Genomic DNA, 13,932 nt, shown 5'->3' with positions numbered 1-13,932 from the left:
TCATATTTTCGTCACTATTTAACCGGGTTAAGGACAGGCAGAATTTTTGAAACAGCTCCAGGCAGTACCATCATACAGCTTCAAACATTTTGCATCGGTATCATAAACCATCATTCCTTCTTGTGGAGAAACAATTGCCCCTACCTGTGCTGTTGTCATTCTTGTAATGACAAAACCTTTGCTGTTGGACTCCAACACCGTATGAGCAGATTTTCTGATCATCGGCCAATTTCCATTGTCTGCACCCGCTCTCTGCAACAAAGTAATACCATGTCTGCTATCGACCCCTATTCCAGTTGCCGGACTATTGTAACATGCAAGTGTCACTATTACAGTATTATTAATCATAATATTGTTACAAGATCCACCCATTCCGTTATTAACACATTCGGAATAAGGATCTGTAGGAAGAACAGTGATATCTGGGTTTGTAGCATCCGGATCAGTAACATCATTGGTACGCAAGATCGCAGCTTCTACCTGCTGATTACCTGTCGTAGCCTGATTGGTAACTGTTACCGTGATAACATAAGTAATTTCGCACCCATTTGGAAGATTAAGCTTTGAAGAATAAGTATGGGTAACAGCATCGTAACTCATTGCTAAACCCTCACTACCACATCCATTTCCAACAAACAGAATACTTTGTGGAGATAAACCATTGGGTATTTTGTAGAGGAACGGAGCACCCGTCACATTGTCAGGTCCACCATTTTTCACTTTTATAGTATAAGCGACCTGCTCTCCCTCCAAAGCATTTGTTCTATCTGGGGTAATGGAAGTAACCATTAAATCAGCACTTTTAACGATAACACTGGCATTAACAGTAACTTCTTCAGCCTTAATGAAAGTCCACGTATCAATAGCTTTTTCATCACCAAACTGGCCGGCAACACCAGTCCCACCGACTCCCCAATTATGACCGTTCGTATTACTGCTTATTCCGGTACTATTTACAGGTGGCAAATGACTGTTGTTTATGGGACTCGGTTTCGAACCGTTTGATGTTGCATTAGTAATATCAACATCATTCCAATAAACAATATCCGAAACCACTGAAACCACAGGAACTATCTGACTTAACTGGGTATGATCAAGAAGTTCTACAATAGTTCCGAAGCGGTTATACTCCATATCGATATAAGGGAAGTGGACTTCTGCACCCTGTAAACGGACCGTTATTTTAATCGGGTACGCCCCAACAGGTGAAGCATTCCCAGCCCCATCTTTACCGTCCCAAAGAAATTGATTAGCGCCCGCTGATGAAGATCCAGTAAGCACACGTGTCACAAAGCCTGGATTTGCAACCGTACCTTCGATTGTAATCGTATAATTACCCTGCACATCTGCATCGAATTTTATGTAACCACCTTTCTTGCTTACCTGTCCGGAAACACCTTCAACTCCGACAACAGAAACATTGGTAACATGCGGAGTTGTTACTGCCTTTCTCAGCCATGTCGTTGTGGAAGTAGTGGTACCCTGAAGTGACACCGAAGATGAAGTTGGCAGATCATTGCCTGGCAAGACGTAAAACATTTTGTGAGTAATATTTTTTGAAGTATCGGAACTATTAGGATTACGTACTTTACCACTTAAAAAAGCCGCTGTAGATCCGTTTAAACTTTTATAAACAGGATCCTGAGTAGTAGCATCAATAAAGCCGTTGTTATTTACAAAAAAAGTAAAATAAATACCATTGTTCCCATTATTATTTACTCGATAAGTGTACCCATCTTTAGTAAGTGTATAAATCTTTCCATAGAAACCCTTTGTATCAATATTAGTTGTTCCATTAGAAAGATTCAATACATTGGTATAAACTCTACCAGGAACAAAAGCAGTATTCGTCGCATTAATCAAAGAAACATCCCATGCCATAATACCAGCATCACTACCTTGTGTCCACGTAGCGTCCGCATTAAAAGTTGCAGTAGGATCCCCCGTTCCCCTCGCTACAAGTTCTACACGGTATATACCTTCTTTTCCCGTAGGAACCTGATAATAAATAGGTGTATATCTTCCCGATACAGATCCACCAGACAACTGTGGTCCCGCTAATTCCGCAGCTCTGTTTGGTATTTGTCCTGCAACAGTAGCGTTATCAAACAACTGACTGCCATCGGGCGCATATAATCTAATTCGAGAGTTTGCCCCAGAATCTTGCGCACTGGATGCCATGGTAATTCGTTCACCAACCTTAGCATAGACATAATGCACACCCTGATTCGGAAAAGGCCAGTTGACTGTTGGCGAATTACTTGATCGAAGATACGCACGTAAACCGCTGGCACCACTAGGATAAAGATCTCTTGACCCGTCTGCAAATAGCAAACTACTGCAAAGGATTGCGGCAAAAACTGCTACTATACGAAACATATGTACAGCTTTTTGCCATGAATAAATTTTTGTTTTCATTACATTTGTGTTTAATGTGTTTAAAATAGAAGCCAATAAAACGCACTCTAAAGAGCTCAGCCCTTCAGATATGATTTTATTTGAGAATAAAATAAATTGTTTCTTAACAACAACGAGGGGGAGGTCTGGAAAATAAAAATTGCGAAAGCGCTGCAGTTTTAGAAAAATCTGCAGTATAAATATTCATTAAATAAATAAATAAAGGGATATTGAGTTTTGTATAGAAACACGAAACTACATTTTCTGAAATAAAAACAGGCGTGATTACTGAGTTTTTGGTATTGGAAAAAGCACTGGCACCAAAACTTTCATCTGATCTTGTATTTTTAAAGGCAAATTTGGATTTTGCTGATTTCGGAAGATCTTTAATTTCAGTTTTATCGTTCTTTTTAGAGATTGCGCTCCGATTTTTGATTTTTACCTCTACCACCTTCTTAGAACTTTTATGTTCCAAAGGAGATTCTATCTTTACAATTCTCGCGTTCGTGGATTCTTCTATTCCATAAATAAAAGCATTTTCACCTACGTAAATAATCCCCGGTTGGTTTTGCTGCGGAATATTAACTTTTAATGCGGCTGCACCAAAAAATAGAGGCATAGTCAAAAGAGGCAACATCATCAATAAACAAAAGACAGAATAAGATTCCACTTTATGAAATATTGGTCGTGTTGCTCTAAAGAATAAATTTTCTTTCAAGCTGTATTTGTGTTTTGTGTTTTTTTAGAATAATTTTCATCGAATTATTCTTTTGCAAAATTACAACAAAACAGATAATACAATACAATAAACCCAAACAATAAGCACCAAATTCAAAACAATGGGTTAAAACACCCTTTTTAATCAAACAATTTCACAACAGGATTATTTTTAAAAAATAATTAAATAAAGAATTAAAAACATTTATTATATGTTAATTAGTATTAAATAGCAGCCATAATAATACCGATATACTTTAATTAATATTATTTATATAATATGAAAAACAAGGAGCGAAACCCAGCGCTAAAAACATTTTTAAACTGTTCTAAAAAACCGGACCATCTATCCAAGAATACATTCTCCGTGAGCTTTGTAAAAACAAGTCATCAAAAAAGCCGCTTCCAAAAGGAAACGGCTTTATTATAAGGTTGATGAAGAATTATTTCAATTCTACTTCAGCACCAGCTTCTTCTAATTGTTTTTTCAAAGCTTCAGCTTCGTCTTTAGAGATACCTTCTTTGATTGCAGTCGGAGCTGAATCTACCATATCTTTAGCTTCTTTAAGACCTGCACCAGTTAAATCTTTAACTAATTTTACAACTGCTAATTTAGAAGCACCTGCAGCTTTAAGGATTACGTCGAATTCTGTTTTTTCTTCAACAGCTTCACCTGCACCTGCAACAGCAGCTACAGCTACAGCAGCTGGTTCGATTCCGTACTCATCTTTAAGGATAGTAGCTAATTCATTTACGTCTTTAACGGTTAAGTTTACAAGCGTTTCCGCTAAGTTTTTTAAATCTGACATTTTAATAATGTTTTAATTGTTGAACGATTTATTTGATTTTTTTTTGAGTCTGATTACTCTGCACCAGGTGCATCGGTTGCTTCAGCGCCTGCTTCTGGAGCAGCTTCTTCAGCTGGGGTTTCTTCTGCAGCTGGAGCAGCTTCTTCAGCGTTTCCGTTTGCTTCATCTTTATTTTGAAGTGCAGAAAGTACATTTCTAAGTGGAGACTGAAGTAATGTGATGATTTCACCGATCATTTCTTCTCTAGACTTGATGCTTACTAGTGTAGCCAAGTTTTCGTCACCAACATAGAAGGTTTCTTGTAAATAAGCAGATTTCAATGCTGGAACTTCTGCTTTTTTTCTGAATCCTTGAATCAACTTTGCCGGAGCATTTGCTGTTTCAGAAATCATCAACGCTGAATTTCCTTTGAAAGTAGGGAACATTTCAGAGTAATCTACTCCTTCGATTTGCTCCAGTGCTTTTTGTAGTAAAGTGTTTTTTACAACTTTTACAGTGATATTTTGTTTGAACGCCTGTCTTCTAAAATCTGAAGTCGCAGCAGCATTCATTCCTTCTAGACTTGCTACATAAACAACTTTCGCGTCTTGTAACACTTCTTTTAATTCTTGTATTACTAATACTTTATCTTCTTTTGTCATTGTCTTACAGATTTTAGTTTACAGATTTAGTATCAATTGCAATACCCGGACTCATGGTAGAAGACAAGTAAATGCTTTTCACATAAACACCTTTTGACGCAGTTGGTTTCAATTTAAGTAAAGTCTGAATTAATTCAGAAGCATTTTCTCTGATTTGACCAGCATCGAAAGATACTTTACCAATTCCTGCATGGATAATACCGTATTTGTCAACTTTAAAATCAATTTTACCTGATTTTACTTCTGATACCGCTTTACCGATTTCCATGGTTACCGTTCCTGATTTTGGATTTGGCATTAGACCTCTTGGACCTAAAATTCTACCCAACGGACCTAATTTACCCATAACAGCTGGCATGGTAACGATAACGTCAACATCTGTCCAACCGTCTTTTATTTTCTGTAAATACTCATCAAGACCTACATAATCAGCACCAGCTTCTCTTGCTTCTGCTTCTTTATCGGGTGTTACCAAAGCCAATACTTTCACATCTTTACCGGTACCGTGTGGAAGAGAAACTACTCCTCTTACCATTTGGTTCGCTTTTCTAGGATCAACTCCCAAACGAACTGCGATATCTACAGATGCGTCAAATTTTGCAAAGTTTACTTCTTTCACCAAAGCAGATGCTTCGTCAAGGGAGTAAATTTTATTTTTTTCTATTTTGCTTAAAGCTTCTTTTTGCTTTTTTGTCAATTTTGCCATTTCTATAAGTTTTAAGCGTTAGTTGGTTTAGTTCCTGTTACTCTCAATCCCATAGATCTTGCAGTTCCGGCAACCATTGTAAGGGCACCATCAATAGTAAAGCAGTTAAGATCTACCATTTTATCCGCAGCAATTTTACCAACTTGATCCCAAGAAACAGCACCTATTTTAAGTCTGTTTGGCTCTCCTGAACCTTTTTTCTGCTTTGAAGCTTCTAAAAGTTGGATTGCAACTGGTGGAGTTTTAATAACGAATTCAAATGATTTGTCTTCGAATACTGTAATTACTACAGGTAAAACTTGTCCCGGTTTGTCTTGAGTTCTTCCGTTAAATTGCTTACAAAACTCCATAATGTTCACCCCGGCAGAACCCAAGGCTGGACCTACTGGTGGAGATGGATTAGCTGCTCCTCCTTTTACTTGGAGCTTCACCATTTTAAAGACTTTTTTAGCCATTTTGATTTTTTAAAAAATTAAATAATTTATGAATGTGGAAGCATTTATAAATCTGTAAAGAAGTAATATAAAAACACAACTCTACATTTCGGATTGCAAAATTAAGAATAATTTTTAATTACACAAGTGTAAAACATTGATTTTTAATGATAATTTGAATTAAATAAAAAAAGAACCAATCAAATTGGTTCTTTCTATAATCTATGTGTAAATTTATTATACTTTTTCCACTTGCATAAAGCTTAGTTCCATTGGAGTTTTTCTTCCGAAAATCATTACTGAAACTTCTATTTTCTTTTTGTCTTCGTGTAGTTTTTCTACCGTACCATTGAAACCATTGAAAGGTCCATCGATTACTTTTACGTTTTCACCTACTACGAAAGGAATTGCTGTTTCAACTGCGAACTCCGAAAGCTCATCCATTCTGCCAAGCATTCTGTTCACTTCTGATTTACGCATTGGTACAGGATCACCACCTTTGGTGGAACTCAAAAAAGAAATTACTCCTGGGATATTTTTGATAATGTGAGGAACTTCTCCTACCAGATTAGCTTCTACCATTAAGTATCCCGGGTAATAAGGTTTTTCTTTGGGTACCTTTTTACCATTTCTGATCTGGATTACTTTTTCCATAGGAATGACTACTTGAGTTACAAAATCCTCAAGGCCATAATGCTTCATTTCGTTCTCAATATAGGCTTTCACCTTATTTTCCTGTCCACTGATGGATTTCAGAACATACCACTTCAAGTCACTCATTTTGGGAAAATAATTTTAATTGAACAGATTGATAAAGAGCGATATCATATTCGCAATAGATTTACTGAACAATGAATCTACACCAAAAGTAAAAATAGCCAATAACACGGTACCAATAGTTACCACTATGGTAGATGACTGCAACTCTGGCCACTTTGGCCACTCTACTTTGTCTTTGAATTCGGTATAAGAACCTTTAATAAAATCTACTAAACTCATTATCTTTTATTTGCACGGGCACAAGGACTCGAACCCTGATCAACGGTTTTGGAGACCGGTATCCTACCATTGGACGATGCCCGTAGATTAAAAAAGGTTCCGTAAGTTTCCCTACGGAACCTTTATTATATTTTCAGAAATTAATCAGTGATTTCAGTTACCTGACCAGCACCAACTGTTCTACCTCCTTCTCTGATCGCAAATCTAAGACCTACGTTAAGAGCGATTGGCTGCAACAATTCTACAGTAATCGTTACGTTATCTCCTGGCATTACCATTTCTACACCTTCTGGTAAGAAAATCTCACCTGTAACGTCTGTAGTTCTTACATAGAACTGTGGACGGTATTTGTTGTGGAACGGAGTGTGACGACCACCTTCTTCTTTAGAAAGGATATAAACCTCAGCTTTGAAGTGTTTGTGTGGCTTCACTGAATCTTTCTTAGCGATTACCATACCTCTTTTGATGTCGGTTTTTTCAATACCTCTCAACAATAGACCTACGTTATCACCAGCTTCACCTCTGTCCAAGATTTTTCTAAACATCTCAACACCGGTAATAGTAGAAGTTAACTTCTCATCACCCATACCTACGATATCTACTGGATCTCCAGTGTTAATTACACCAGCTTCGATTCTACCAGTTGCAACAGTACCTCTACCTGTAATAGAGAAAACGTCTTCAATTGGCATCAAGAATGTTTTGTCAACATCTCTGGTAGGAAGTTCGATCCAAGAATCAACAGCATCCATCAATTCTTCGATTTTTGCTACCCATTTAGCATCACCATTCAATCCACCTAAAGCAGATCCTTGAATTACCGGAGCGTTATCTCCATCATATTCATAAGAAGAAAGAAGATCTCTTACTTCCATTTCTACTAATTCTAATAACTCAGCATCATCTACCATATCTACTTTGTTCATAAAAACAAGTACATTAGGTACATTTACCTGACGACAAAGAAGGATGTGCTCTCTTGTTTGAGGCATTGGTCCGTCTGTAGCAGCTACTACTAAAATAGCTCCATCCATCTGAGCAGCACCGGTAACCATGTTTTTTACATAATCGGCGTGACCTGGACAGTCTACGTGAGCGTAATGTCTGTTTGCAGTTTCATATTCAATGTGTGAAGTATTAATTGTAATACCTCTTTCTTTTTCTTCTGGTGCAGAATCAATAGTAGAGAAATCTCTAGCTGTTCCGAATCCTTTGTCAGATAATACTTTACTGATTGCTGCAGTAAGTGTAGTTTTACCATGGTCTACGTGACCGATGGTACCAATGTTCAAGTGTGGTTTGTTACGATTAAACGTTTCCTTTGCCATGATTTAAATATTTATTTAATTAATTATTCATTTTTTCGGTGCGCAAATATAGTCATTTTTTGAATATTGAAAACCTTTTTAAGAAAAAAAAGTTGAACATTCAAAAATATTGATTTACACCATTTTGTATATAAGCGAAATACCGGAGTGCAAATTTACGGAAAAATATTTATGTGAGAAAATCTATAAATTAATTTTATAAAAACATTTTTCTTTTCAGACCGATTTTAATAAAGTCCGACAATTCTTAAACACTCTTAATCCCCTTATCACCTTCGCTTTCTTCCAAAAACATCATTCGTAAAATTGCGAATTAAATTTATGTTAAATTTTTAATTCTGATAAAATTGATCTGATTTTTTAGTTTTATTGAAAATCCAGAAGATGATCGGGAAAACCATTAAGGTGAGAACCGTCGCTGTAACCAATCCGCCAATGATCACAATCGCCAGTGGTTTTTGGGATTCTGACCCAATTCCAGTGGAAAGTGCAGCAGGCAGAAGCCCTACCGACGCCATCATCGCTGTCATAACCACCGGTCTGGTTCTTACCTTTACCCCTTCTAAAATTCCGGAAGCGACATCCATTCCCGTTTTAATATTCTGGTGGAATTCTGAAAGAAGAATCACTCCGTTCTGAATACAGATGCCAAAAAGAGCGATAAAACCTACTCCGGCGGAAATCCCAAAGTTCATCCCCGTCATGTGCAAGGCGATAATTCCACCGATTAATGCAAAAGGTACATTCGCCAAAACCAATAAAGAATCCTTTAAATTTCCAAATAAAATAAACAAAAGGAAGAAAATCATAACTAAACTAATCGGTACTACCTGTGCTAAACGCTTGGTTGCCCTTTCCTGATTTTCAAATTGCCCGGTCCAGCCGATTGAATACCCTTGTGGTAGTTTAATTTGATTTACTTTTTTCTGTGCATCAGCAATAGTGCTACCCAAATCCCGATCCCGGATCGAAAACTTCACTCCAATATATCTTTGAATATTATCGCGGTAAATAAATGCCGCACCATCATCCTGATGAATCTCGGCGATCTCTTTCAGTGGAATCAGCGATCCTTCCTGAGTGGGAACCATCAGTAGCGCAAGATCATTTTCATCTTTTCTGTATTCTTCAGCATACCGGATCCGGATATCGAATTTCCGTTCACCATCAAAAAGTTCGGAAGCTGTTTTTCCACCAAATGCCGTTTCCAAAACAGATTGTGCATCAGAGAGCGACACGCCGTATTGTGCCATTTTGTTCCGGTCCAGCACAACGCTCAGTTCTGGCTGACCAATATTTTTGATGATTCCCGGCTCTTTCACGCCGTCTACCTCTTTTAAAATATCATAGACCTGTTTGGCATATTTGTCCAAAGTATTCAAATTGTCACCATAGATCTTCACTCCGTTTTCGGCTTTGAAACCGGCAACAGCTTCTGCCACGTTATCGGAAATCGGTTGCGAGTAATTATAGGTGATTCCTTGGTATTGCTTTAATTTTCCATCCATTTCTTCAATAAGACCGTCCATTGTAATTTTTCTGGTCCATTTTTCTTTTGGTTTAAGGCTTACCGAAAACTGAGCAAAACCAAAACCATTAGGATCGGTACCATCATTACTACGGCCGGTTTGCGACAATACATCTGTTACCTCAGGGAAACTTCTCAGCGTATTTTTAAGCTGTTCTGTTTTTTTCAAAGATTCTTTTAAACTGATGCTCATCGGCATTTCTGCAGTTACCCAAAGGGCACCTTCATTTAATGGCGGCAGGAATTCTGTTCCTAAAAACCGTGCTGAAAAAAGTGTTACTGCCAGAAACGCCACAGAAACCAATAAACTCATCTTTTTATTTCTAAAAGTAAAAGCCAGACCTTTTCCGACAATCCGTTCCCAAAACGCTACAAAAATATTTTTCTTTTCGCGCACATTTTTATTCAACAACAAATGAGAAAGAACAGGCACCAGGGTAAGTGTCAACAGCAGTGCACCCAGCAATGCAAATCCCAACGTAAAAGCCAAAGGCGAGAACATTTTTCCTTCCACTTTTTGAAAAGCGAATATGGGAATAAGAGAGGTGATAATAATTAATTTTGAAAAGAAAATCGCCTTCCCCAGACCGATTCCTGTGGTTTTAATCCAACCGCCCTTTGCCAGTTTATTGAATCGTTCCATGCCGTATTTTTTGGCTTTATGATCCAGCATTACGAAAATCCCTTCGACCATGACGACGGCACCATCAATGATGATCCCGAAATCTACAGCGCCTAACGACAGCAGATTCGCACTCATTCCCGCGATCTTTAAACACAGAAAAGCAAACAGCAACGACAGCGGGATAATAATCGACACAATAAAAGTCGTACGCCAATCTGCCATGAAAAGAAATACGATTACCGTAACGAAAATAATTCCTTCGATCAGGTTATGCATAATGGTTTTCGTGGTGAAATCCATTAAATTTTCCCGGTTGTAAACGGTGATTATCTTCGTGTCTTTAGGTAAAATCTTGGTATTCAGTTCTTCTATTTTATCTTTAACCAGTTTCAAAACCTCGACAGGATTTTCTCCTTTCCGCATGACAATAATACCGGCGACCACATCATTCTGATTGTTGAAGCCCGCCTGACCGACTCTTGGCAATGAACTTTCGTGAACCGTTGCGACACTTTTAATTAAAATAGGATTGCCATGGTCATTTTGAATGGTCACATTTTCGATATCGGCAATGGATTTCAGTAAACCGATTCCCCGAACCACATAAGACTGCCCGTTTTTTTCGATGACATCTCCGCCGACATTTAAATTCCCCTGATTAACGGCATTGTAAACCTGGGAGGTCGTCAGATTATATTGCTCCAACTTTCTGGGATCGATGCTTAATTCAAATATTTTCTCCTGACCGCCAAAAACATTCACATCTGCAACACCCGGAATCCCGCGCAAAGCACGGTCAACGACCCAGGTTTGCAACGTCAACAATTCACGCGAATCTTTCTTCGGACTTTGCAGAATATACCGGTAGATTTCTCCGGTTGGCCCGTACGGCGGCTGAACTTCGGGCTCTGCACCTTCGGGAAACTTCACAGTCCGCAGTTGGTTGTTCACCTGAATTCTGGCAAAAGCATCATCTACTCCATCATCAAAAATAATTTTAATAATAGAAAGTCCAAACATCGTCGTACTCCTGATACTCGATTTTTTCTGAACGGAACTCATCGACAATTCTACCGGAGTGGTCACGAAACGTTCTACTTCTTCGGCGCTTCTACCGTTCCACTGGGTAATGATGACCATCTGCGTATTGGTAACATCCGGAAATGCTTCGATCGGCATATTTTTAAAACTGATATACCCACAGATCGCCAGGAGTGCAACCCAAATAAAAGTAAAGGCTTTATTCTTAAGTGAAAAAGCAATGATATTTTTTATAAATTTATTCATGAATTTTATATTTGCTAAAAACCAATTTTTGTGGATTTCATTTAATAGAAACAGCGCTTAAATTATTCGTTTAACGATCTGTAAAACAACAGTTGATTATTGGTAACCACCTTGTCGCCTTCTTTAAGTCCTTCAGAAATATAAGAAACATTGCCAGTTTGTTTGGCTACTTTTACTTCCTGCACTTTTACATTACTCTGGCTTTTAAAAAGAATGACATAATATCGGTTATCATCGAAAATTAATGCGTTAGAAGGAACAGAGAGTGCGGTTGTATTTTCTGTATTAAAGACTTTGATGGTAGCTTTGCTTTCAGGAATCAGCTCGCCGTTTGCATTATCCAAAACAACTCTAGCCTGCATGGAATTGGTTTCGGGATCGATAATTTTAAAGATTTTATCGATTTTCCCGTAGAAAACTTTATCAGGTGCCGCCAAAGTAGAAACCTCCGCTTTCATCCCCAAAGAAATTTTATGAATATCACTTTGGTTAATATTTAAAATCGCCCAAACATTCTTCGTATTGGCAACATCGAAGATATTATCTGAACGGTCGCTTCTGAGCTGCATGTCTTTATTAATGTTTTTCTGAACGATATACCCGCTGATCGGCGAAACCACCGAATACACATTTCCTTTGCTGATATTGTAAACCTGATTCACCGATTGTGATCTACGCAGCTCATCTTCCGCTTTTTGAACCTGGCTTTTGGCTTCCAGAACTTCTCTTTCGGTACTCAATTTCCCGTTGTACATATCCTGCGCCACCCGAAGGTTTTTCTGAGCAACCACTAAATCTGTTTTCGCGTAACTCAAATCTTTTTGATAACCTGCAACTTCAGTACTCCGGATCGTCGCCAGCACCTGCCCTTTTTTCACGTAATCGCCCAGCTCCGCATTGATGGAAATTACATTCCCGCCGACCAGAGGAAAAATATCGATGTATTGATTTTTATCGGCTGCGATTTTTCCGAAAAAGCTTATTTCATCTTTAATGTAATCGTTCTTAACTTCCACAACTGTGGTGGATTTCATCATCAGATTACTAACAACAAAACCTTTTGCAGCTTCAACCTCTTTTTTATCGTCCTCTTTTTTACAGTTTATCAAGGTAAAAAGGGCAAGCAAAATGATTAAATTTTTCTTCATGGTTAATTGAAAATGGGAGTTTGTATAAGTTGATTTAATTGTTCAGCCGAAATCACGACCTGCTTTTTTATTTCGTCGATTTGTAAAACAGTTTCTTTATAACTGTTGCTAAAATCAGTAAAGTCCATCAAAGTAATATTTCCTTTTCTGAAATTGTCCTGCATTCCTTTATATACCGCATTCAAATTATTGAGGTCGGCCAGCTCGATACCAAAATATTGGGTATAATTATTTTGCCAGTTTTGATAAGCCGCCGTTATTTTATTTTCGAGTTCTTGTTTTTGATAGTCGGTATTTTTCTGACTTTGCTCCACTAAGATCTGCGCTTTCTGAACGTTCCCCTGATTCTGCTTCCACAAGGGAATTGGGATTGCAACGGTGAAATTAATTTCGTTTTTGAAAATACCGCTGTTTTGATTCCATTGTAATCCACCGGTCACATCGGGAATGTTCAGGGATTTTTGCCATTTGTAATACGACTTGCTGTTTTCAATGGATTTTAAACCGTATAAATAATCAGCATTGTGTTCTAATGCGATCTTTTTTAATTCATTTAAAGAAATGAGTGGTTGATTTTTAATCAATATTTGAACTTCGTCTTCCGACATTTCAGGAATAATATCGTCGCTGATTCCTGTCAAAGTATGAAGATTCTGAAGTTGAGAAAAAACAGCATTTCTTATTTGAAATTTCTCGTTATTAAGGGCCAAAACCATTGTCTGCAACCTCACTTCATCTTTAAGCGCGATGTTTCCTTTCTCGGTTTGAACTTTGTATGCTTTGACCAAATCGGTTAGAAAAGCCAACTGTCCATCGATATTCTCTAATTTTCTCTGATCGAAATAAATGGAATAAAAAGTTTCCCGCAACTGGGACTTAAGTTCAAATAATAATTGATTAAACTGAAGCTGGCTCAGCTCTTTATTAGATCTTGCAAATTCTATCTCATTTTTTCTTTTTCGGCCCAACAGAAAAAGCTGCTGCAATGCCAGACTTTTGCTGGGTCCAAGATTAAAAAAGGTGTTATTCTCCGGGCTGAAAACGTTGGCTTCAAAAGATGCCTGCGGAAGTTCCCAAATTTTTGCCTGTACAATATCTGCGTCCGCAGCAGAAATATTGTATTGTTGCGCGATAAGCTGCAAATTGTTTTTAACAAAAGATTGCTCTGCCTGTTGAAGGGTGATTTTTTTCTGTGAAAAAGCGCAGGAAGAAATCAGCAGAGCGATCACGAGTATTCTATTCATATCAGTCCTTTTTAAGAAGGGCAAAAATGAAGAGATAACCTTAAAAGGAACTTAAGTTTAGCTTAAAAA

General features: G+C 37.8%; 12 protein-coding genes and 1 tRNA gene. All 13 read right to left on the bottom strand.

Annotated elements, in window-relative coordinates; all coding sequences use genetic code 11:
• Positions 1–27 precede the first annotated feature (27 nt).
• Positions 28–2,418, bottom strand: a complete 2,391-nt coding sequence (locus QF004_RS12785) for a FlgD immunoglobulin-like domain containing protein (RefSeq protein WP_307426944.1) — start codon at positions 2,416–2,418, stop codon at positions 28–30.
• A 103-nt stretch (positions 2,419–2,521) separates the two neighbouring features.
• Positions 2,522–3,016 (bottom strand): hypothetical protein, encoded by a 495-nt coding sequence (locus QF004_RS12780; protein ID WP_307426941.1) that lies wholly within the window; start codon positions 3,014–3,016, stop codon positions 2,522–2,524.
• A gap of 541 nt (positions 3,017–3,557) precedes the next feature.
• Positions 3,558–3,923 (bottom strand): 50S ribosomal protein L7/L12, encoded by a 366-nt coding sequence (gene rplL / locus QF004_RS12775; RefSeq protein ID WP_133439739.1) that lies wholly within the window; start codon positions 3,921–3,923, stop codon positions 3,558–3,560.
• 53 nt (positions 3,924–3,976) lie between these two features.
• Positions 3,977–4,564 (bottom strand): 50S ribosomal protein L10, encoded by a 588-nt coding sequence (rplJ, locus tag QF004_RS12770; RefSeq protein WP_307426937.1) that lies wholly within the window; start codon positions 4,562–4,564, stop codon positions 3,977–3,979.
• 13 nt (positions 4,565–4,577) lie between these two features.
• Positions 4,578–5,270 (bottom strand): 50S ribosomal protein L1, encoded by a 693-nt coding sequence (gene rplA / locus QF004_RS12765; RefSeq protein ID WP_133439737.1) that lies wholly within the window; start codon positions 5,268–5,270, stop codon positions 4,578–4,580.
• Between the two features lie 11 nt (positions 5,271–5,281).
• Entirely contained in the window at positions 5,282–5,725 is a 444-nt protein-coding gene (gene rplK / locus QF004_RS12760; RefSeq protein ID WP_133439736.1) for a 50S ribosomal protein L11, read from the bottom strand.
• Between the two features lie 216 nt (positions 5,726–5,941).
• On the bottom strand, positions 5,942–6,484 hold the full coding sequence (gene nusG / locus QF004_RS12755; protein WP_133439735.1) for a transcription termination/antitermination protein NusG: 543 nt from the start codon (positions 6,482–6,484) through the stop codon (positions 5,942–5,944).
• A 15-nt stretch (positions 6,485–6,499) separates the two neighbouring features.
• The gene (gene secE, locus QF004_RS12750) at positions 6,500–6,703 is read right to left on the bottom strand and encodes a preprotein translocase subunit SecE (RefSeq protein WP_133439734.1); all 204 of its coding nucleotides are present in this window, start codon (positions 6,701–6,703) and stop codon (positions 6,500–6,502) included.
• A 13-nt stretch (positions 6,704–6,716) separates the two neighbouring features.
• A tRNA-Trp gene (locus QF004_RS12745) sits at positions 6,717–6,787 on the bottom strand.
• A 56-nt stretch (positions 6,788–6,843) separates the two neighbouring features.
• Positions 6,844–8,031: an elongation factor Tu gene (tuf, locus tag QF004_RS12740; RefSeq protein WP_307426926.1), complete on the bottom strand. Its 1,188-nt coding sequence runs from the start codon at positions 8,029–8,031 to the stop codon at positions 6,844–6,846.
• A 332-nt stretch (positions 8,032–8,363) separates the two neighbouring features.
• Positions 8,364–11,471, bottom strand: a complete 3,108-nt coding sequence (locus tag QF004_RS12735; protein WP_307426924.1) for an efflux RND transporter permease subunit — start codon at positions 11,469–11,471, stop codon at positions 8,364–8,366.
• Between the two features lie 62 nt (positions 11,472–11,533).
• Positions 11,534–12,619 (bottom strand): efflux RND transporter periplasmic adaptor subunit, encoded by a 1,086-nt coding sequence (locus tag QF004_RS12730; RefSeq protein ID WP_307426921.1) that lies wholly within the window; start codon positions 12,617–12,619, stop codon positions 11,534–11,536.
• 2 nt (positions 12,620–12,621) lie between these two features.
• On the bottom strand, positions 12,622–13,863 hold the full coding sequence (locus QF004_RS12725) for a TolC family protein (RefSeq protein ID WP_307426918.1): 1,242 nt from the start codon (positions 13,861–13,863) through the stop codon (positions 12,622–12,624).
• Positions 13,864–13,932: the final 69 nt, after the last annotated feature.

Origin of the sequence: Chryseobacterium sp. MDT2-18 (genome assembly GCF_030815285.1) — a bacterium.
In the GTDB taxonomy this organism is placed as follows: domain Bacteria; phylum Bacteroidota; class Bacteroidia; order Flavobacteriales; family Weeksellaceae; genus Kaistella; species Kaistella salivictor.
The sequence above is the reverse complement of the archived record's forward strand: the minus strand, read 5'-3'. Positions and strand labels throughout refer to the sequence as shown.